This is a genomic window from Paenibacillus sp. JNUCC 34 (assembly GCF_058269055.1).
This window is the reverse complement of record NZ_CM177770.1, coordinates 1,914,137-1,935,335: the sequence shown is the minus strand read 5'-3', so window position 1 is coordinate 1,935,335 and position 21,199 is coordinate 1,914,137. Positions and strand designations below refer to the sequence as shown.

At 46.9% G+C, this 21,199-nt stretch carries 19 protein-coding genes; 3 read left to right on the top strand and 16 right to left on the bottom strand.

Annotation, left to right across the window (positions count from 1 at the left end; genetic code table 11):
• Positions 1–29 precede the first annotated feature (29 nt).
• The 15 genes from AC2TF5_RS09075 to iolC form a co-directional block, all read right to left on the bottom strand.
• Positions 30–818 (bottom strand): methyltransferase domain-containing protein, encoded by a 789-nt coding sequence (locus tag AC2TF5_RS09075; RefSeq protein ID WP_491301848.1) that lies wholly within the window; start codon positions 816–818, stop codon positions 30–32.
• A 14-nt stretch (positions 819–832) separates the two neighbouring features.
• Entirely contained in the window at positions 833–1,732 is a 900-nt protein-coding gene (locus AC2TF5_RS09070) for a sugar phosphate isomerase/epimerase family protein (protein WP_491301847.1), read from the bottom strand.
• A 21-nt stretch (positions 1,733–1,753) separates the two neighbouring features.
• A complete protein-coding gene (locus tag AC2TF5_RS09065) occupies positions 1,754–2,728 on the bottom strand; it encodes a S66 family peptidase (protein WP_491301846.1) in 975 nt (324 codons plus the stop codon).
• A 215-nt stretch (positions 2,729–2,943) separates the two neighbouring features.
• On the bottom strand, positions 2,944–3,684 hold the full coding sequence (locus AC2TF5_RS09060) for a Gfo/Idh/MocA family protein (RefSeq protein WP_491301845.1): 741 nt from the start codon (positions 3,682–3,684) through the stop codon (positions 2,944–2,946).
• Positions 3,685–3,700: 16 nt separating this feature from the next.
• Positions 3,701–4,171, bottom strand: a complete 471-nt coding sequence (locus tag AC2TF5_RS09055) for an SRPBCC family protein (protein WP_491301844.1) — start codon at positions 4,169–4,171, stop codon at positions 3,701–3,703.
• Between the two features lie 373 nt (positions 4,172–4,544).
• Entirely contained in the window at positions 4,545–5,585 is a 1,041-nt protein-coding gene (locus AC2TF5_RS09050; RefSeq protein ID WP_491301843.1) for a phosphotransferase enzyme family protein, read from the bottom strand.
• Positions 5,573–6,190: an NUDIX hydrolase gene (locus AC2TF5_RS09045; RefSeq protein ID WP_491301842.1), complete on the bottom strand. Its 618-nt coding sequence runs from the start codon at positions 6,188–6,190 to the stop codon at positions 5,573–5,575. The genes AC2TF5_RS09050 and AC2TF5_RS09045 overlap by 13 nt, the downstream gene beginning before the upstream one ends.
• A gap of 15 nt (positions 6,191–6,205) precedes the next feature.
• Positions 6,206–6,745, bottom strand: coding sequence for a hypothetical protein (locus AC2TF5_RS09040; RefSeq protein WP_491301841.1), 540 nt, complete (start codon positions 6,743–6,745; stop codon positions 6,206–6,208).
• 172 nt (positions 6,746–6,917) lie between these two features.
• Positions 6,918–8,306, bottom strand: a complete 1,389-nt coding sequence (locus AC2TF5_RS09035; protein WP_491301840.1) for an RNA-guided endonuclease InsQ/TnpB family protein — start codon at positions 8,304–8,306, stop codon at positions 6,918–6,920.
• Between the two features lie 105 nt (positions 8,307–8,411).
• On the bottom strand, positions 8,412–10,001 hold the full coding sequence (locus AC2TF5_RS09030; protein WP_491301839.1) for a solute:sodium symporter family transporter: 1,590 nt from the start codon (positions 9,999–10,001) through the stop codon (positions 8,412–8,414).
• 69 nt (positions 10,002–10,070) lie between these two features.
• Positions 10,071–11,123 carry a Gfo/Idh/MocA family protein gene (locus AC2TF5_RS09025; RefSeq protein ID WP_491301838.1) on the bottom strand — a complete coding sequence of 351 codons (1,053 nt, stop codon included), beginning with the start codon at positions 11,121–11,123 and terminating at the stop codon, positions 10,071–10,073.
• Positions 11,124–11,145: 22 nt separating this feature from the next.
• Positions 11,146–12,042 carry a myo-inosose-2 dehydratase gene (gene iolE, locus AC2TF5_RS09020; RefSeq protein WP_491301837.1) on the bottom strand — a complete coding sequence of 299 codons (897 nt, stop codon included), beginning with the start codon at positions 12,040–12,042 and terminating at the stop codon, positions 11,146–11,148.
• A gap of 159 nt (positions 12,043–12,201) precedes the next feature.
• Positions 12,202–14,136, bottom strand: a complete 1,935-nt coding sequence (gene iolD / locus AC2TF5_RS09015; protein WP_491301836.1) for a 3D-(3,5/4)-trihydroxycyclohexane-1,2-dione acylhydrolase (decyclizing) — start codon at positions 14,134–14,136, stop codon at positions 12,202–12,204.
• Between the two features lie 44 nt (positions 14,137–14,180).
• Positions 14,181–15,632, bottom strand: coding sequence for a CoA-acylating methylmalonate-semialdehyde dehydrogenase (locus AC2TF5_RS09010; RefSeq protein WP_491301835.1), 1,452 nt, complete (start codon positions 15,630–15,632; stop codon positions 14,181–14,183).
• A gap of 74 nt (positions 15,633–15,706) precedes the next feature.
• On the bottom strand, positions 15,707–16,705 hold the full coding sequence (iolC, locus tag AC2TF5_RS09005; RefSeq protein WP_491301834.1) for a 5-dehydro-2-deoxygluconokinase: 999 nt from the start codon (positions 16,703–16,705) through the stop codon (positions 15,707–15,709).
• 411 nt (positions 16,706–17,116) lie between these two features.
• Here iolC and iolG point away from each other — a divergent pair, with 411 nt between their 5' ends.
• From iolG to AC2TF5_RS08990, 3 genes are all read left to right on the top strand, one after another.
• Positions 17,117–18,130 carry an inositol 2-dehydrogenase gene (gene iolG / locus AC2TF5_RS09000; RefSeq protein WP_491301833.1) on the top strand — a complete coding sequence of 338 codons (1,014 nt, stop codon included), beginning with the start codon at positions 17,117–17,119 and terminating at the stop codon, positions 18,128–18,130.
• A gap of 35 nt (positions 18,131–18,165) precedes the next feature.
• Positions 18,166–18,969, top strand: a complete 804-nt coding sequence (gene iolB, locus AC2TF5_RS08995; RefSeq protein ID WP_491301832.1) for a 5-deoxy-glucuronate isomerase — start codon at positions 18,166–18,168, stop codon at positions 18,967–18,969.
• Between the two features lie 117 nt (positions 18,970–19,086).
• Positions 19,087–20,094 carry a LacI family DNA-binding transcriptional regulator gene (locus AC2TF5_RS08990; protein ID WP_491301831.1) on the top strand — a complete coding sequence of 336 codons (1,008 nt, stop codon included), beginning with the start codon at positions 19,087–19,089 and terminating at the stop codon, positions 20,092–20,094.
• A 159-nt stretch (positions 20,095–20,253) separates the two neighbouring features.
• Here AC2TF5_RS08990 and AC2TF5_RS08985 read toward each other — a convergent pair whose 3' ends face one another.
• On the bottom strand, positions 20,254–21,114 hold the full coding sequence (locus tag AC2TF5_RS08985; protein WP_491301830.1) for a MurR/RpiR family transcriptional regulator: 861 nt from the start codon (positions 21,112–21,114) through the stop codon (positions 20,254–20,256).
• Positions 21,115–21,199: the final 85 nt, after the last annotated feature.

Sequence of the window (21,199 nt, the reverse complement as noted above, 5' to 3'; positions counted from 1 at the left end):
GATTTTATCTAATGTTGTTCCACATGGATTTAACAGCTCTTCCGTTTGGCAATCCATAGGGTCCATCGGTCTTGTTCCTTTATTTCATCGTCTTGTCTATCTTGCAATTTTTCAAGTATATAGGCAACGAGCTCCCCAAGTTCATGATCATTAAGGTCATGAAGAATAGATCGGCCTGTTCGATTCAGCAGGTCTTGCTCCAGTTCGGCTATATCATGATAGGTTCTACGTGTTTCCCAGAAGGAAATCTCTTCAATCTGTTCAAATTGATTCGCAGAAAGGCTTTGTGCTACGACAAGACTCGTATGCCTGCGCTCCGTTTCCTTCTGAATCAATCTAGGGTATCTCTCGAAAAAATATCCGCGAATGTGGTTCACACTTCCAGGAAGAAGACAATCTGCCTGGGTCCTGTCCTGCACAATGATCAATCCCCCCGGCTTTAGCACACGAGAAGCTTCCCTGAAGCAGGCACCTAGATCCGTAATGTGATGAATAAGAGCCCGCTCCAAGATCAGATCCACGCTCTGCTCCGGCAAACCGGTATCAAGCGCATCCCCTTGCTTAAAAGATATATTTTCGTAAGAGCTACAGTTATCCCTTGCCCCATCCAGATTGGATCTGGAGAAATCCATACCTATGACACGACTTGCTCCCATGTCTGCCAAAGCCTTGCTGTATATCCCGCCGCCGCATCCAATATCGAGTGCAACCCCAGGCTTGCTGCCGACATAAAGTCGCATAAGCTCAACCCACCCGTGATCGGCTGTTCTTGCAGCGTAGGTATGTTTATTTTTCCCGTCATGAAAATCAATGGTCATCGCCGCACCTCCTATTACTGTGGATATAACGCTGATCCTAATCCGAGCAGCCGTGCGGCTCTCTCATATACTTTATGCAATTGATCCTTGCTGATCAGTTCATGGTTATGCTCGAAAGTAAGGTGGAACTCTTGATTCCGTTCAGCCAAATATTCAAGATAGCGATAGGAATCCCCGCAGCTTACATCCTCATCATGCTCTGGCAGCACCGGCAAATGATGTTTAAAAGTATCATCCGAGTAAACAACGTTGCTGTAATGCACCAAATAAACCTGAGAAGCCAAAGTCTCCATGAAGTTATATGGATCAAAACCCTCAAACACTCGGCGTGCGATATCCAGCCTTGCCGTGTCGATGACCAAGCGGATGTCGGGATTATTTAAGAACGATTGAATAAACACATCTTCATAATCTCCGAAAAAATCATGCTCTAGCACAATACGCTGTCGGTATTGTTGCTGCAGCTCGGACAATTTTTCAAACAACCGTTCAGAAATGTCCTGAAATTCGGATTTGCTTAATTGGTCATATTCATAGCGTTTCAATGAATCCGGAAGTTTCGGATACGGAAAATAAGGCTGTTGAAAAGTTGGATAGAATGGATAGTGAAATAGAATATAATCCGCCCCACACTCTGCCGCAAGCCTAACTTCTGTCGTTATTCGTTCTAATGCCTCTCTATATTGCTCCGGGTCGGGAGAATTCAGGGTAGGCATCGAGTAGCCATATGTATCGAGAATAGGACCGTGAACACCAAACTTGAGATTTTCGTTCATGCAGAACCTGCTTACCTCTTCAACGGCTTCTTTGCTCGGATACTTCGAAATCTCCATTCCGCTAATGAAATCATTAGATATATCATTCCATCGATCCAGCGTGAATTGATGCCACATCCCTATTTGAAGACGTCTCATTTTCTATTCCTCCATCGCCATTTACTCTGTAATACTAAGCTTCACTTCATCCTCGTATGCTTCAAGGTTCGCTTCTCCACCGACAGGAATCGTAATTTGCGGTGATGTATGTCCAAAGTTCACATCGGCTACTACAGGCAGGTGCTCCAGTTCTTTCTTGGATTTGATAATATCGTGCAGGAGTTGTCTGCTCATCTGTGATGCATGTTGAAACCGTCCGATAACGATTCCTTTAACATCATGAAAGCCGGGCTGATGAATGAGTGATTGCAGATCACGATCAAACGTTGGCGGTAGCGATTCCAAATCATCTTCAAGAAACAAAATGGCTCCCGCTAAATTCGGCATAAACTCAGTCCCTTGCAGCAGGTTCAGAGTACACAAATTACCGCCAATGATTACACCTTCCGCTTTTCCTTCATTAATAACATAAGGGCCGTCGTTCTGGATAAACGTTCGATTCTCCTGATCCATATACCAGGCATCATCACTCCATTCCGCTGAAGGAAGTACCGATACTGGCCCCTCTTGGAACATCATTTTGTAAAAATATTCGGTCGTATATTCAATCCCGTGAAGCATGCCGAAGGTTGAATAATGCGGACCAGAATATGTAATCAACCCTGTCTTAGCATATATAGCGTTGCTGAGTGCCGTAATATCGGAATATCCACACAGTCTTTTCGGATTCGAAGCGATCAGATCATAATCAACATAGCTCAGGAGCTGATTGCAATTGTAACCGCCAATCGTTGTGAGAATGCCCGAAACATTCGGGTCAAGAAATGCTTCATGTAAATCTTGAATTCTGGATTCGATAGACGAAGAACTAAACGCGTCACTTTCCTCGCAGTGCTTGGAGTATGTTACAGTGAGCCCCATCTCACGTAGTCGCTGCTCGGAAAGTATCCGTTGTTCTTTTGCGATAATAGACATACTCCGTGAAGGTGACAGGATACGGATCTCATCACCTGGCTTGAAATTTTGCGCTTTCATGTTACGTCTCCTCTATGTTCAAGTGACTATAGTTCACTTGTATTCTTGAATGTGTGTTTGCCGATGCAATGATTGCATCAAGTACAGATTGAACCTTATGTCCATCATGGAAAGTAGGTAAATCGACTAGTCCATCATCACCGTTTATCGATTTATGTATTAAATCTACCATTGGATAAAACCCACTGTAGTAATGTTTAAGTGGAGCTTTTAATTTATATGGCGGCGGGATAAAAGACATCAGCTGTAAAAGAAGCATCGTTTCTAAAGTTACCCATGATTGAAAATGCATCATCTGTGTTCCTATTTTCTATTTCAGTAGCTCCTGAAAAGCTAGGGACAACCGTTCTCATACTAGCGTATACATGGTCGATTTCTTCTTCCATCCACCACATCATTGAATCCAGCATATGTGAGCCTACCGCAAATAAATGTCCTCCACCAGACTCTTTTTGCCCTTCCCATCCTCTAGGTTGAGTCGCTAACGCTTCATATCCAGAAAAACTCCCCTGGTACTTCATATGATGTATACTGCCAAGTTCACGATTCTTCAAAATTTGTTTAATCCGCTGTCGGACAGGTGTTAATCTCCATTGGAAATTTACAAATCCTTTGCGCTTTGTTCCGATGGTTTCATTTATCATGATCCGAGTCTGATCCGAATTCATTCCAAGAGGTTTCTCACATAATACATGTAGTCCGTTCTTCAGTGCTTCCATTGTCATTGAAAAATGATGTACTGGAGCAGACGCTACAGATATTAAATCTAGCTCCTCCGCTTCAATCATCTTGTTCCAATCTGTATAATGTTTAAGGTTCGTCATAGCCTTTTCATCGAGACCTCGATGAACACTGGAAATGCACTTCACTTCAAAACCCTCATGCATTTGAAATATGGGAGCGTGTACAGTCGCCCCAAACCCGCCTCCAATAATACCAACGTGAATCTTTCGCATGTATTGTATCCCCCAGTTAGTAGTATTCTCTGCTGTACTCCTCGATTCGGCTCTTTAACTCTCGATTTCGGTACATTAAAAACTGGCGCATATACGATTTCAGCGCAACTCTTTCAGCAATCCATCCGAGTGGACCTAACGGGGCCTCCAGATAAAGAACATCCTGCATGATCGTCGTAATCCCCAAATCGATAAAATGATGCTCATGCTTCAGGCTTTTGAATGCTCCGCGGCTCATCGTATCTACAAAAAGATAAGGCCTTCTGTACTCCGTGATTTGAGAAGTTAACCGCTGCCGGATCAGAAAGTGGGTCGCTTCAAATGTAACAAACTCTCCTTGTCCGATCATTCCGCTCGTGACTCCCTCAACCGCATGTTCTTTTGTATGAGGCCACACAGTTTGTGTATGAAGATCGATATCCCTGGCAAAATCAAAACAAATGTGAATAGGTGCCATGATTTCAATTTCTGTTGCAATTTTAATCAAAAGATTTACCCACCTTTATGAATTCTCTCTGCTGCTTAACACGACAGATGTTTCAGGTATAATACCTTTGTATGCCTGCGCGGATTAATAATTTCAAGAATAACTTCGGTTTCTGAGGAATCACAAAGCCTCAAATGGCTCACTCATTCTCTTCTTTGTTCAGCCATTCATCATCACCATCACTCCTTATCTAGTAAAAAAGACACCAAGCACGATTAAGCTTGGTGTCTAATATAAATCTTATCTCAGGTGTTATCTGCTGTTAATAGTATACATCAAATGGCTTTAACCGGAAATGCCATTACACTCACCCGTGCAATTCACTTTGATGGCATTGTACCCAGAATTACAGAGGACAGTTCAATCCCCATGATCACCATACGGGGCCCGGCCCCAACTTTCCCCAAGTTAATGCCCGCTGGATGAGTTCCTGAGCGTGAAATCCCAGCCATTCCTCAGCATCTAGCACCCATTGGACAATTCCATGCATCCAACCCTCGCTGTCCAGCCCGTCTACATAGCGACCATAGAAATAGGCCAGCATCGCTATCCGCCGAAGTCTGATCAAAAAGGGAATACACTGAATCTCCTTCTCAAGAAGTGGGTTATGACTTAGATATCCCGTACCAAATGCTTCAACAATATTCCAGCCGTCACCATGCTCCCATAAAGCCGTTGGGCCTCCGCCCAAACCGATGGCCAGATCCATAACTCGAACATCATAACAACAAAATTCAAAATCGATAATTCCAGTAATTTGCCCTCGCTGCATCAGCCTGTTCCCGTTCGTATAATCTCCGTGAATAAGCTGCTTAGGTAAGGAAGAGTAAACTTCTTCAACTCCCTCCAATACGGAAAATATCATTTTCTGTATTCTGCTCTTGTGGATACTGGATGCAGGCAATTTATCAGGGATTTGCGAAATATCCTCCACATTCCGGTGAAACCGGTCCAGCTCACTGTACGAAGGATTTCCATCCAAGTCAGGCTTAATATATTTCAATACACGGTCCAGTTCAGCCAAAGCCCTCCCAGATTCATATTGCTGCTCCGGATCGGTAAGGTCTGGATGACGGCCAGCCAGTAACGGCATTAGAGTTGCGTATCGATGAAGTTCATCAATATATACGATAGTTTCTTTGGTTACTGATTCTGTGAAGACGGGTACTTCAAACGTCGTTTTTTGCAGCTTCAGCGCGTTCATGATCAACCATTCCCTATGAATCCGAGTCATATCCTTGTCGCTTTCGTATATACGAAGAATATAGGATTGATCCGGGTGGGTAATTTGAAAAATTTGATTAAAGTGGCCAATCGTTATTTCAGTTATGGTATACGGTTTATTCAGGTTATAGTATTGATCTATATAAGATATATTTAATGCTCTTTCTCCACCCATCTCTAGTCGAACCACACCTCTTTCGCCGGATTCCGAAGATACTCGAACATCTGCTGAAGCTGTTCCTTGGTGTTGCGTTCCAGCGATAATTCCGGCAAGTTATTTTCGCTAAAGAAACCAACGTCTGAGGTCTCTACTCCACCTGCCGCTTCTCCCCCAGTTAGTTCGCATTGGATAAACATCTTATATACATGCTGAGATGCAGGGGGATGATTATGGAATTTCTTATCCAGCACTGCCAGCAATCTGACAGGCCGAGCATCATAACCGGACTCTTCCTTGATCTCTTTTACGGCAACCTCTTTTGCCGATAGCCCAATGTCAGCCCATCCGCCCGGAAGTGCCCATGCTCCATCTAGCCTTTCCTTGACTAGAAGAATTTTTCCCTCTTGAAAAACAACCCCACGCACATCCACCTTCGGTGTTGGGTATCCCGTGTCACTCGCAAATAATGTCCGAATCTTCTCATGCTTCATATCAGTGTATTCATGTAAAATCGAAACGCTTAGTTCCCGCAGCTGTTCGAATCGTTCTTTATCATAAACATCCTTGGAGTATGCAAGGCCTGACTGACTGATCGCCTGAATCTCCTTCGCCCACTCAAGCCACTTCTGAGTCATTGTACTTCCCTCCTATTATTCCAACGGTTTAATCTGATCTTTCCAGCGTGCCATAAAATATCGATTGGATATTTCGAGGGCTTTCGTACGATCGCTCGCCGGTGCTGAAATCATCAATCCATCTCCCCCGTTCCAGCCACGCCCGCCCGAATCTGATTCCTCAAACACCTCTATCGTAAATTCGCTCATATCCGCATTTGTGTACATTGCACCGTAGTTATAGTGGTTCACTTTTCCGTTTTCAACATGTACATATAAAATATAATCTGGATCAGCGTTTTTACGAAATCTCATTTTCAGCTTCTTCTGCTCTTCAGGTATCGGTATCTCTTCACCCTCAACTTCAATTTTACCCGTAAATATTCTTTCCCCTTTGAAATTCCACTTCATCTTACCATTAATGTTGACGGTAACAGACTCTTCGAAGTCCTTGTTCTCTATCCCTAGCCTATACTTCATCCCTTCTACTGTATGATGAATAGACTTCGGAACCATATACCAAATGACGCCAGCCACGGCAGCAATCAACAGGCCCATTAGTATAGATACGGTCACTTTTCTAATACTCCACTCTCTCAGGCTAGACTCACCCCGACTTCCATAAATTTCATTATTAATATATCATATGAAAAAAAATAGAGGGTGTTCTAAAGATGAATACTCCCACCACTTACCTATGCTGACGCTTCGATTGAAGTGGGGGTTTCTGATGTATCATCTCTGCTTATTACTGGATGCTTAACATCAGTGGAGTTGACACGTTGACGGACTGGCTACCGACCAACCCCGCTATCCCATTGGCGGATGCTTTTGGGAATACTTTACGCATGATATTCGCTGCTCCGTTCACATCAGCATGGATCAGGCCCTTCCGACTTCGATACAACCCGCGATGAATCCGCTTGCCCGAGAAGGCCCTTGTAACTCCTTCTTCATACTTGGGCAATGGGTCGTGATCCAGGAAACTGGCCTTCGACGTATACGCCTCTTCGGTGAGAATCACTTCGATTCCGAGTGCCGCGGCTTTATACCGGATCATCGAAACAAGCATCTGATGTGGAATGTAACAGAACGACTGATTGTTGCTCCGCCCCATATCGGATTCCACCTTCCATCCCTGATTGTATCCGATGATGATTGTCCCGATCTTCTGCTCGGCAGCTAGTTTGACAATATAATGACTCGTCTTGTGAAACAAGTCCTTAATCCTCCGATGACGCTTCAGATGCAGCCGATTTAGTCGCTTGGATGAAAATGCACCTTCCTGCGGTTGTTTGCCTTGGCGGAGAATCCCAGTATAATGTGCCTTCAACTTGTTGTAATACTGATTGATTGCTTTCATCGGCTTGCCCTTCACGCATACCGGTCGATGACCCGTATTTGTGACGATGGTTGCAAGCTGATCAATGCCCAAATCAATCGCCAGCGCATTCTCTTTCGCGACATCCGTCGCTTCTACTGGGCAAGCGAATACCAGTTCCACGACATATTGCCCGTATTTCGGAACGATGCGTACCTGCTTCAAATCTCCCTCTGTATAGCCGAGCTTGCCGATATTGAGCCGCTGTTTCGTCTTTGGGAGTTTGAGGTACTTGCGATCCTTGATCTCACAATCCTGATTGGTGAAAACGACTTCCTTGGCCTTGGTGCGGGCGTAGCCGGGAATATGCGGTCTTCCGGCGTATTTGTCAGGTCGCACGCGATAATCCGTGATGCTGGCGAAGAAAGATTGCCAATTGGAAAATACACGCTTCATAACCCACTGACTGCATTGTGCAGGGAGCGCCCGGTAATCCGCTTGTTCCATCGTCTTGAACAGACAATCGAGAAAGGGATAATCCACATAAGGAGACGCCTTCGTCGGCAATTCGAACAGGTGGCAGCGGGAATCCTTCCGCTGGTCGGCTGGTTTCAGAAGCTGCTTCTGAAGTCTCGCCTGATGGGCTTCAAGTTGGCGTACGTTCATCAATCCGATGTTCGCCAGTAACGTGTTCATGACTTGTTGTTGCAGGGGTTGAAGAGGTTTGTCCTGCCTGAGTGCCGTAAACACTTGGCGGATATAAAAGTTCGTCGTATTGTACAAATTCTTGGCGTCCTGACGCGTTGCTAAACGCACAAGAGGGCGTCCGTCTCTCCAGACAGACACCCTCCTCTATTTACACTTAACTAGTAAGCGGTTTCAAACATTCTAATAATGGCTGCTTCTTAATTAGACTTATCCTCAAGCCGCAATACCAAGCGGGGAGAACAGCACATACATTGCGATCATCAATATGACCATGACAACCGTAAATACTCTCGCATGTTTCCATGGTGTCAAGTCTACCTTGCCTGAGTTGTACAGTTCGAAATCTTCATCTCGCGGCGCAAACTTGCCGACAATAAGCATAACAAGCACACACACAGGGAACAGCACACTTAAAATATACAAAAAGTTAATCTCACCTAAGAAGAACTTGGACAACGCATAGAGTACAATGTGCGCACACAGCGCAATTTTCGGTGCAATCGCCGGTACTCGCTTCGTAAAGAATCCGACCACAACCGCCGCGATAATCGGCACATTATAGAATCCGAACATTTCTTGCAAATAATAGTACAAGCCTGATGGTGCGAATAGAATAAGCGGTGATATTGCTACCGATACGAGGCCGAGCACGATAGCAAATATACGGCCAGCTTTCACCAATTGCTTTTCTGTTGCTTGCGGTTTGAACATCGGCTTGTAAATATCCAACGTAAACAACGTCAAAGAGCTGTTCAACGCTCCGTTGAAGGAGCTTAGGATTGCACCGAACAATACAGCCGCGAAGAATCCGGATAACAATGTTGGCAATACTTCGATAACGAGCGAAGGATACGCCATATCCGCATTTGATAATGAGTTATTGAACAAGTGATACGCAATGATACCTGGAATAACAAGATAGAAAGGTCCAATTATTTTGAACATACCTGCATACAGAACGCCCTTCTGGCCTTCCTTCAAGTTCTTCGCACCTAATGTACGCTGCACGATCGCCTGATTTGTACACCAGTAGAACAAGTTGTTGAATAGTAGACCGAAGAAAATCGTAACGAATGGAACAGGTGAACTGCTGTCACCGATAGAATTCAGCTTTTCAGGTTCCTTTTGCAGCAATGTGTTGACACCATCGACAAGGTCCCCTCCCCCTAGTGCAACAAGACCAAGAACCGTAATTAACAGTCCGCCTACAATAAGACCTACCCCATTCAACGTATCTGACAAGGCACAGGCCCGTAGACCACCGAGAACAACATACAGGATACCGACAATACCAATCACCAATGAAACGACGAGTACCATTCCAAAGTCACCGAAGCCAAAAATAGAGGACAAGTTAAAAATCGTATCTAACACAAGCGCACCTGAGTAAAGAACTGTTGGAAGATACGCCATCGCATAACCTAGCAAGAATAAGATCGAAATAATTTGACGTGTACGCATGTCATAGCGCTGCTCCAGGAAGTCTGGAATCGTTGTAATACCTGCTTTCAAATAACGGGGCAGGAAGACAAACGCCATGAAAATTAACGCGATTGGCGAAGTAACCTCCCACGCCATAACGACCATGGATGAGCCATAGCTCTGTCCATTCAAACCCACCATTTGCTCGGTGGATAAGTTTGTCAGGAGTAGGGAGCCTGCAATGACGATCCCCGTCAAACTGCGTCCGCCTAAGAAATAACCATCTGAACTGTTCAAATCTACCGCTTTCGTCTTATGCCACGAATACCACGCTATGAAGCACGTATACAGTAAAAAGGTAATGACCGTGATGTACAGCATGCCTTTATTCCCCTTCCACTCATCGAGTAACGATAGTAGCCTTTCTGCTTGCAACTTGCGATTCTGTATCTATTTTCTAACGACAGACTGCACAGCGACCAGCTGGCCCGTCTCGATCGATTGCTTGCACGCATATCCTAAAATCGTCGACTGAACACCATCTGCCACCGTTACTTCCGGCTTCCGATCTTCACGGATACAGCGAATGAATTCAATCACTTCATCCACATATGCCTGTTCGAACCTCTCCAGGAACCCGCTCGCACATTCGCGTACGACTCCGCGCTCATCCATTAGCGCAACTTGATTCTTCTCTGGTATCGTACCGATACGCAAAGAGCCATGTGTCCCGATAATTTCTGTCTCGATATGATAACCATGGGCACAGTTCCGACCTGCCACGAATATCCCCATCTTCTTACCCTCGAACTGCACGAGAGCCGCTCCTGTCTCTGCATCCTGCAGCTGTTCAAGCTCTGGATAACGATGTGAACCGCCAATTGCCCATACTGTTTCCGCTTCAGCGCCAAGATACCAACGTGCTAAATCGAGATCATGAATCGCCATGTCGAGGAACAATCCACCACTGTAGTTGCTCTTAGCGAACTGTAGGAAGCTAGGCATCGCCTGAGCAGGATCGAGTCCATAACAGCGGACAAGCACAGGCTCGCCAATCGCTCCCGCTTCAATCTGCTGCTTGGCATAAACGTAAGAGCGGTCATAACGTCTCATGAATCCAAGCATAAATACTTGATCAGGATAACGCAGTACAGCTTCCTGTACACGCAGCGCTTCTCCCATATACAACCCGAGCGGCTTCTCGGAGAAGACGTGGAATCCCGCTGCCAAAGCTTGCTCAATCTGCTTGCAGTGAAATCCAGATGGAGAGGCGATAAAGATCGCATCAAGCTCATTATTGCGCAACATTTCTTCGTAATCTGTATATCCGTACGGAACACCAAGATCACGCTTAGCAGCTTCCACTTCCTCCTCCTTCACACTGCATACGGCTGTCAATGTGCAGTGCGGTATCCGGAATGCCAAATTCTCTGCATGCTGTCTTCCTAATCGGCCTAAGCCGACTAAGCCAACCGATATGCGCCTGTTGCCGTTTAATTGCATGCTCCCACTCCTTTTTCCTCGCCTATACGCCTGCTTTCTCCCGAATATAACCTCTCGCCTTTATCGCATATTCCAACGGATTCGCCTTCGCCGGATCCTGTTCTGCCTCTACGAGCATCCATCCTTTATATGAAGCGCCTGATAATTCCTCGAATACAGGTGTGAAGTCGATGCAGCCATCTCCCGGAACTGTAAACACACCGGACTTCACTGCTTGCAAAAAGCTCATCTGCTCCGTACGAACTTGATGCGCTACGTCTGCCCGCACATCTTTCAAATGCACATGTTTAATTCGACTCATGTGACGCTTCAGCACATCCAAGTGGTTCTCGCCCGAGAACACGAGATGACCGGTATCATACAGCAAGGACACAAGTGCTGGGTCCGTACTTTCCATGAGACGGTCGATCTCTTCCGTCGTCTGTACGCCTGTCCCCATATGATGGTGGTAGACGAGATGCATCCCCTTCATCCGAGCCAATTCTCCGAGTCCATGCAACCCTTCTACGAGATGATTCCATTGTTCATCTGTAAATACAGGCTTGTTCGCGAACAATGGCGTCTCCATTTGACCCTGAATGCTGTGACCTTGCTCCGAAACTACGATCACCTTTGCACCCATTGCATGCAGGAAATCACGATGTTCAATGAACATTCTTTCTGTCTCTTTATAGTCCTGAACGGTCAGGTGTGCGCTGAACCACGCACTTGCCACTTCTAAGTTTCTCAAGTGTAACGCCTTATGTAAAGCGCTTACATTTCTGGGGTACTTATTACCGATCTCCGTGCCTGTGAACCCCGCCAGAGCCATCTCACTAACACACTGCTCAAACGTATTGCCGCCGCCCAATTCAGGCATGTCATCATTTGTCCAACCGATCGGGGCAATTCCAAGCTTTACGGTACCTGCTGCAAACATATCCATTCCTCCCAGCTTAAGTGACTATTATTTTAATCCCTTTGAAGGTGAAGCAGAGGGGTAAGGTGATCGCCTCTTGATCATGTAAAAGCTCGACCACCCTACCTTCTGCCACTATACACCGAACTGATTACCGGTTCCCCAAGTATCTGTGTTCCTTTAGTAAGGTTTTGCCTGTTTCAGATGATGCTCTCGATCCGCCAGCGCTTCCTTAATTCCTGCCTGATCTGACACTTGAGCAACGCCTACGTTCCACCAAGCTCCATAACCATCTGTCATTGTCTTTGGTAGTACCTTAATGTCCAAGAGCGTTGATGACGTCTGTTCTTTCGCCCACTCAATCGCTTCAGCGAGCTCGTCAATCGTAAGTACGGTACGAGTTGCGACACCATATCCAGCAGCGCTTTTGGCAAAGTCGATCAGCAGCAGCTCCCCGTCGAGCTTACCTGTCATCAGGTTGCGTGCTCGGAACTCTGTACCGAAGCTCCCCATGCCATGACCCATCTGCAAGTTATTAATACAGCCGAAGCCGATGTTGTCAAAGAGCAGTACGTTCACTTTTTGCCTTTCCTGCAAGCTTGTGACCAGCTCGGAATGCAACATCATATAGCTGCCATCCCCGCAAAATGCGTACACTTCCCGCTCGGGCTCCGCGATCTTTACACCGAGAGCTCCAGAGATTTCATAGCCCATACAGGAATAACCATATTCCATGTGATACGTGTTCGGTTTCTCCGACTTCCACATCCGTTGCAGATCTCCCGGCAGACTGCCTGCTGCACCAACGATGACCGCCTCTTCACCAAGTAGATCATTCAATGCTCCTAGCACCTGCGTCTGCGTCAGATGGCTGTTCAGTACCTGCGCATATTCCGGCAAGGCCTCATTGATATGACCTTCAATCTCTGGCTTGAAGTTGCTTGTGTCATATTCGATCTGTGCCAGCCTATTCCACTCTGCCGTCCACGATTTCTTCGCAGCTTCAACCTCAGTCTTGTAGGTCGACTTATAGCCAACCTGTACAAGGCGCTCATGCAAAGTGAGAAGTGCGGTGCGGGCATCCGCTACGACACTGACCGCATCAAGCTTACCAGCATGGAATGACGAGGCATTGATCGTCAACACCGCCTTGTCAGGGTGCCCGAACAATTCCTTCGAACCCGTAGTGAAGTCAGTGAACCGTGTGCCGACACCGATAATAAGATCGGCTTCGCGTGCTAGCTTGTTAGCCGCTTCATTACCCGTAACCCCAATCCCGCCTACATTCCACGGATGGGATGCAGGGATCGCGCTTTTTCCAGCCTGCGTCTCGACGATCGGGATGCGGAACGATTCCGCGAACGCCATCAAGGCTTCTCCTGCCTCGGAGTAGCGGACACCTCCGCCACACACGAGAATCGGCTTCCGTCTCTCGCGGATAAGATCTTCTGCCGCCTTGAGCGCCTCTTCGCTCGCAGGACGGCGCTCGATGCGATGTACTCGCCGCTGGAAGAAGGACAGCGGATAATCGTACGCTTCCGCCTGCACATCCTGCGGAAGTGCGATCGTAACTGCTCCGGTGTCCGTTAGGTCCGTCAGCACGCGCATCGCTTGAATCATTGCTGACATCAACTGCTCAGGACGAGTTATGCGATCCCAGTACTTACTTACTGGGCGAAATGCATCGTTCGTCGAGATCGTCATATCATACGTCTGCTCGATCTGCTGAAGCACCGGATCTGGCTGACGGGAAGCAAATGTGTCACCCGGCAGTAGCAGCACTGGGATCTGATTCGCTGTAGCCGTTGCGGCAGCAGTTATCATGTTCGCTGCACCTGGCCCGACAGACGAGGTGCAAGCGCAGATTTGTCTGCGACGCTTCTGCTTCGCAAAAGCAACAGCAGCATGTGCCATGCCTTGCTCATTCCGGCCTTGATATACTTCAAGCTCCCCAGGCGCCTCCTCCAGCGCCTGTCCTAGACCGAGCACGTTGCCGTGCCCGAATATCGTAAAGACTCCTTTAATAAATCTCTCCTGCTGTCCATCCACCTCTATATATTGTTGATTCAAGAACCGAACCAGCGCTTGGGCTGTTGTCAATCGAATCGTTGTCATCGTTAGAACCAACCACCTTTCGATCACCGCTTACAGGTGTGGGATTACCACCGAGTCGTTACCATCTTCTTGCGTGTATAGAACTCCACTCCGTCCGTGCCGTTTGCATGCAAGTCGCCGTAGAACGAATCTTTCCATCCTGAGAACGGGAAAAAGGCCATTGGAGCCGGAACGCCGACGTTCACGCCAAGCATACCTGCATCGATATTTTCACGGAACTGGCGCATATAAGCACCGCTGCCTGTGAAGAGACAAGCACCGTTCGCAAATCGGGACTCATTCGCCCACGTAATCGCTTCATCAAGACCCTTTACTCGCACGATGGAAAGCACTGGAGCGAATATTTCATCCTTCCATATCTTCATCTCTTGCGTCACTTCATCGAAGATCGTCGGGCCTACGAAGTAGCCTTCACCAGACGCCTGAGCATCGTTACGACCGTCGCGCACGAGACGTGCTCCTTCTTCAACACCAGCCTCAATATAGCTGAATGTGCGTTCCTTGTGTGCTTCACGAATAACTGGACCTAAAAACACGTTTTCTTCTAATCCGTTACCAATGTTCATGTCATTAGAAGCTTTTACTAGTCGGGATACGAGTTCATCTGCCACCGCTTCGTGTACGAGTACAACGGAGCATGCCATACAACGTTCGCCAGCAGAGCCGAATGCCGCATTAACGATTTGGTTCGTTGTCACATCCAGGTCCGCATCTTCCATGACGATGGAGTGATTTTTCGCCCCAGTCAAAGCTTGAACGCGCTTCAAGTTCGCCGTACCACGCTTGTACACATACTCTCCTACTGGCTGCGAGCCAACGAAGGAAATTGCTTTTACAAGTTTATGATCCAAGAGCCCGTTCACTACATCATGCGCACCATGAACAATATTCAAGACACCTTTAGGTAAGCCTGCTTCTATGAACAGCTCAACGAGACGAATCGCCAATAGCGGTGTGCGTTCAGAAGGTTTCAGCACGAACGTGTTGCCGCAAGCAATCGCAAGCGGAAACATCCAGCAAGGCACCATCATCGGGAAGTTGAATGGAGTAATACCACCGACAACACCGATCGGATAGCGATACATACCAGATTCGATGTTCGTTGCGATATCTGGAAGCTGCTTACCCATCATTAATGTAGGCGCACCTGCTGCGAACTCAACGCACTCGATCCCGCGCTGAACTTCACCATACGCTTCCTTGAAGTTTTTGCCGTTCTCCTGCGTAATCAGCTTCGCCAGCTCGTCCCAATGCTCTACCAAGAGCTGCTGATAACGGAACAGAATGCGCGAGCGGCGCGGAACAGGTGTGCGGGACCATGTCTTGAACGCCTCGGCGGCAGCTTGCACAGCCTCATTTACTTCTTCTGTTGTGGAGAGCGGCACATGTGCAATCACTTCTCCTGTCGCTGGGTTGTATACAGGTTCAATATGAGTGGATGAAGAGGATTTCCATTCTCCTCCGATAAAGTTGCGAACGGTCATTTCTGCTACCATGATTTTTGTTTCCCCTTTCGCGTATTGGATTAGATAACATTATATATGGATTCATAAGGGCCCTTTACCATTCGTTACAGTTGAATACGTTCTGTTGTCTCCATGAAGGTCCGCAGCTCTTCTGCTGTTGGCATCGCTTCTGAGCAGCTGTGGCGTGAAATAACAATTGCAGCGGAAGCACTGCCATAATCCATCGCCGTTGCCACGTCATGTCCTTGCATCAATGCATAGATCATAGCTGAAGCGTAGGAGTCACCTGCTCCGAACGTCTTAAGTACTTTCGTTTTGAAAATACCGCCCTTAAACGACTGCCCTTCCTTCGTGTAAGCAATCGATCCCGCGCCGCCATGCTTGATAATAACAACCTGCGCATGATGATCGAACCAAGTCTGAGCAGTTCGTTTGTCATCTGCCTGCTGGCCATCGAACGATTCCATCATGTCGAACTCCTCACGTGTTCCGATAATAAAGTCGCAGTACTGCGCCGCCAACTTATAATAAACCGCTGTTTCTGATGTATCCTTCCACGTGTACGGTCGGTAGTCCAAGTCGAAGAACACGAACACGCCGTGCTTACGGGCGTAGGATAGAGCGACAAATACCGCTTCACGAGATGGGCTTGCAGCTAGTGCAGTCCCGGAGATTAGCAGTGCCTTCGCCTTCTTGATGTAATCTTCGGACACTTCCTCAGGACGCAGCATCAGGTCTGCGACATTGTCACGGTACATCAAAATGCTGCAATCTTCGGGGCTTTTAATCTCTGTGAACGCTAACCCTGTCACCGCTCCTGTATGATCAACGGCTAACTGGGTCGCATCGATGCCCTGCTCCTCTAAATATTGCTTGATGAATCTTCCCATTTGATCATCCGAAATTTTGCCGATGAACCCGCTCTTCAGTCCGAGTCGTGCTACACCGATGGCGATATTAGCCGGAGAACCTCCTACATATTTCGTGAACGTCCGTGTCTGTTCCATCGGACGGTTGAATTCATTCGCATTTAAATCGATACACAGTCGGCCCAGCGAGATAAAGTCGAGCTGTCGCTCCGCTGGAAATTGAATCGTACTCATTTCATTTCGCACCTCCATATGGTCAGATACCGTATATGTTACTTCTCAGCTATACCCTTTCCTTCATGTGACACATTGCGCTGTGATCGACTAAACGATCTGTCTGAAATCCTGTCATGTTCGGTCTCGCTGTAATGTTATGAGTTGGAGTTAAGCGCTTACCTTATGGCTCATTATAAACATACATTTTTCCCAATGTAAACGCTTTTTCATAAGGTTTTTAAGTTCTTTATTTCACAATCCCTATTTATTACCTTTATAAAAAAACAGCCTTAGAACAAGGGATAACGCGGTTTAACTATGTTATTAAATTCACAACTTGAAAAATAAAAAAAGGTCCAGTATGATGGGGGCATGAGTTAAGCGCTTTCCCTAAATAATCATTCTATATCAGAGAAAGCAGGAGATATTATGTTTCAAGTAGGTATAATTGGCGCCGGACGAATCGGCAAACTTCACGCTGAACATATTCAACGCACATCGATGGCACGCGTTCGTTCCGTATCTGACGTCAATATGCAAGGTTTGAATACTTGGGCATCCAGCCTTCATATTCCAGTAGTAACTGACAACTATCAAGACTTGTTAAACGACCCTGCTATTGATGCAATATTCATCTGCTCGCCAACGAGCACACATGCGACGATCATTCAAGAAGCAGCACGTGCCGGTAAACATATATTTTGCGAAAAGCCTGTGAGCTTCTCGGTAGAAACTACGGAATTGGCACTGCAAGCTGTACGCGATGCGAATGTGATGCTGCAAGTCGGATTCAATCGCCGCTTCGACCATAACTTCAAGAAAGTTCGCGATACCGTGCAAGGTGGTGTCATTGGCGAACCGCATCTTTTACGAATTACATCGCGTGATCCTGAGCCACCTCCAGCTGAGTATGTAGCAAAATCCGGCGGTCTGTTCATGGATATGATGATTCATGACTTCGATATGGCTCGGTATGTCATGCAGAGTGAGGTTGTGGAGGTATATGCACAAGGCGCAAATTTGATCGATCCGAAAATTGGCGAGCTGAACGATGTTGATACCGCTGTCGTCATGCTGACCTTTGCGAACGGCGCAATCGGTATTATCGAGAACAGCCGTAAAGCTGTTTACGGCTACGATCAGCGTATCGAGGCATTCGGCTCCAAGGGCTGCATCTCTACGGAAAATGATCGCCCTTCAACTGCAGTCATTTCAACAAATGACGGGGTTATGATGGATAAGCCGCTTTATTTCTTCCTGGAGCGCTATACTCAGGCGTATGTGCAGGAGATTGAAGACTTTTTCCGTTCAATTCAAGAAGAGTTCCCTATCGTATGCGATGGCAATGACGGTTTGCAAGCGGAACGACTCGCGCGAGCAGCGAAGGAATCCCTTCTTACGGGTCTTCCGGTCAAGCTTAATCATGTGACTGTGTCAGATTGAAAATATTTATAAACAGCGCGAAGGAGGCAATCCCTATGTCTAAGCTTATCGTCTCTCCGCACACACGCGATGCGGAAGGAAATATTGTTCGCGTCACACCTGAGAGTGCGGGCTGGAAATACGTTGGATTCGAGGTATACTCCTTGAAGTCCGGCGAGACTCTGCAGCGAAATACGAACGATCAGGAAGTTTGCCTAGTACTCTTGAGCGGAAAAGCAAATGTGAGCACAAAAAAAGAACAATTCGGAGTTATCGGACAACGTATGAGTGTGTTCGAACGCATTCCTCCGTATTCTGTCTACGTCCCTAACGACGATCAGTACACAGTCATAGCAGATACTGATCTCGAACTCGCAGTATGCGCGGCACCGGGGCGCGGCACGTACCCAGCCCGTCTTATCCGACCAGAAGATGTCGGTGTGGAGACACGTGGTTCGGGAAGTATGGAACGTCACATTCAAAACATTTTACCTGAGCAAAACGCTGCTGATAGCCTGCTCGTCGTGGAAGTATATACACCGGGTGGACATTGGTCCAGTTACCCACCGCATAAGCATGACCAAGATAATTTACCGCATGAATCCTACTTGGAGGAAACGTATTACCATGAAGTAAATCCAGGCCAAGGGTTCATCATGCAGCGGGTATACAATGATGATCGCTCGCTCAACGAGACGCTTGTCGTGCCTAACCGTAATGTCGTGCTGGTACCGGAAGGGTATCACCCTGTATCCGCGCCTCCAGGATACGATTCGTATTATTTGAATGTAATGGCAGGCCCGATTCGGACGTGGAAGTTCCATAACGATCCTGATCATGAATGGTTATTCCCTCGATAAGTACATCTGAACCATCTACAGTAAGGCTATAATATTAAACAAGGGAGAATGGGTGTAGTCCATTCTCCCTTTGTTGCTTATAATAGATTTAAAGGATGACGTATGAAGGAGAAAGCTATGAAACCAACAATTTACGATGTGGCCAAAGCGGCAGGCGTCTCTATCGCAACGGTATCCAAAGTTGTGAACAAAACTGGTAACATAAGTCAAAAGACACGCGAACATGTGCTCAGCATTATGGATGAGCTGCAATATCAGCCTAGCGTCGTCGCTTCCGCACTGACAGGGAAGAAAACATCTACCTTTGGACTCCTCCTGTCAAATATTGCAAACCCATTCTTCGCAGAAGCAGCACGATCCCTAGAAGATGAAGCACGAGCGGCGGGCTATAGCATCGTAATGTGCAGTACCGACAATGAGGACGAGCGGAGTGTGAATTATCTTTCTCTCTTGCAACGCAAGCAGGTCGATGGCATGATCATCGCATGTCACTTCACGGACTGGTCACTGCTTCAACCCTATTTGGCAACCGATATGCCTGTCGTACTCTTCTCAAAAGATATTCCTTCCTTAGACGTACATACCGTAACGGTAGATGATTATAAAGGTGGCTATCAGGCGATCGAGCATCTTATTCACAATGGGCATCAACATATCGGTATCGTAGCCGAAGCAGGTCCGAGTGGCGAGCACCGGATTCAGGGTGGACAGCAAGCGATGAAAGAAGCCGGCATACCATACCGTTCAGAATGGATAACAAACGTTCATTCCTCCATTCGAGATGGCTACACCGGGGCACGTCAAATGCTGGAGCAATCTGAACGGCCAAGTGCTATCTTTGCCTGCAACGACATGCTCGCTGTCGGTGTACTGCAAGCCGCGCAGGAGTTGAGACTGCAAGTTCCGAGTGACCTCTCTATCATCGGCTTTGATGATACGCTGCTGTCCCAGATCGTACAGCCACGGCTTACGACTATTTCGCAGCCTATTACAGATATGGCACATCATACGATCCAACTGTTACTGCGTCATGCAGATACACCCGATATGTCCAAGCAGAAAGCTATCTTTCAGCCGAAGCTTATAGAGGGGCGTTCGACGCAAGCCATCACACCTACATCATAACTCGGTCATGATCGTCGTGTGTTCTCGTATACATGTAGCGTAGATTGCTGAACACAAGAATGGTCTGGCCGATACTACAGCCAGACCAAGGGGAGATTAAACGTTATACTTGCTGAAGCCAAGATGGGCTTCAATTTTTTAAATGCCCTTTGCAACAATTTAATACAGCTTATCAGAAGTCGCCTTCGCGGTAAGCTCCTTGAACTTCAACGCATGATCCTTCATTCGCAGCGATACGCCGACATTAAGCAGATCAATAATGGAGAGCTGCGAAATTTTAGCTGCGAGGGAGCTGCTTGAAAGCGGGTTTTCACGTGCAACCATAATGAGTACAATATCGGCTATTTTCGTAATTGGAGAACGGGCATTGCTTGTAATCGCGATAACCTTCGCTCCAGCCTTTTTAGCCAGCAGCAGGTTCTCATTCGTATCTTTCGTGCTGCCGGATATCGAAATGCCTACAGCGACCGAATCATCTGAGAGCAGAGCTGCCTCGATAGCCTGAAAGTGAGTATCAGTACTGGCGCCTCCCCGTTTGCCTATACGCAGAAAGCTTTGTGCTGCCTGCTTTGCTGTAAGTCCAGAGGAGCCTACACCAAAAAACTGAATCTGCTTCGCATGATGAAGAACATCTATAGCCTTGCCAAGCTCTTCGGGATTTACGAGCTCTCGTGTCTGTTCCAACGTCTGAATATGTGCTGTAATAATTTTGTTCGTTAATGCGGAAGGGTCGTCCTCCTCGGTAACTTCCGTATGTAGATAATCCATAGGCTGAACTAAATCCTGAGCCAAGGATAGCTTAAAATCTTGAAATCCTTGGAACTTCAGCTTCCGGCACAATCGAAGAACCGTTGTCTCGCCTACATCCGCTTTACTTGCTAAATCGGTCACCGATTGATAAATGATCTCTGGTGCATGCTCCAGTATATATTGGGCTGCTTTTTGCTCTGTTTTAGTAAGACCATTGTAGTGACTTCGTATGTGTAGTAAGGTTTTACCTGCTTCCTGTTTGACTTCCACTCCGCTCAACCTCCTTGTTTAGATGTTCAGTAAAAATTCCATGGACACGCCAGATACTGTACATCAATATAACCTAATTTGTTGA

Coding starts and splice junctions, on each gene's coding strand:
- AC2TF5_RS09075 (WP_491301848.1), bottom strand. CDS start 818: ATGACCATTGATTTTCATGACGGGAAAAATAAACATACCTACGCTGCA.
- AC2TF5_RS09070 (WP_491301847.1), bottom strand. CDS start 1,732: ATGAGACGTCTTCAAATAGGGATGTGGCATCAATTCACGCTGGATCGA.
- AC2TF5_RS09065 (WP_491301846.1), bottom strand. CDS start 2,728: ATGAAAGCGCAAAATTTCAAGCCAGGTGATGAGATCCGTATCCTGTCA.
- AC2TF5_RS09060 (WP_491301845.1), bottom strand. CDS start 3,684: ATGCGAAAGATTCACGTTGGTATTATTGGAGGCGGGTTTGGGGCGACT.
- AC2TF5_RS09045 (WP_491301842.1), bottom strand. CDS start 6,190: ATGACTCAGAAGTGGCTTGAGTGGGCGAAGGAGATTCAGGCGATCAGT.
- AC2TF5_RS09030 (WP_491301839.1), bottom strand. CDS start 10,001: ATGCTGTACATCACGGTCATTACCTTTTTACTGTATACGTGCTTCATA.
- AC2TF5_RS09025 (WP_491301838.1), bottom strand. CDS start 11,123: ATGCAATTAAACGGCAACAGGCGCATATCGGTTGGCTTAGTCGGCTTA.
- iolE (WP_491301837.1), bottom strand. CDS start 12,042: ATGTTTGCAGCAGGTACCGTAAAGCTTGGAATTGCCCCGATCGGTTGG.
- iolD (WP_491301836.1), bottom strand. CDS start 14,136: ATGACAACGATTCGATTGACAACAGCCCAAGCGCTGGTTCGGTTCTTG.
- AC2TF5_RS09010 (WP_491301835.1), bottom strand. CDS start 15,632: ATGGTAGCAGAAATGACCGTTCGCAACTTTATCGGAGGAGAATGGAAA.
- iolC (WP_491301834.1), bottom strand. CDS start 16,705: ATGAGTACGATTCAATTTCCAGCGGAGCGACAGCTCGACTTTATCTCG.
- iolG (WP_491301833.1), top strand. CDS start 17,117: ATGTTTCAAGTAGGTATAATTGGCGCCGGACGAATCGGCAAACTTCAC.
- iolB (WP_491301832.1), top strand. CDS start 18,166: ATGTCTAAGCTTATCGTCTCTCCGCACACACGCGATGCGGAAGGAAAT.
- AC2TF5_RS08990 (WP_491301831.1), top strand. CDS start 19,087: ATGAAACCAACAATTTACGATGTGGCCAAAGCGGCAGGCGTCTCTATC.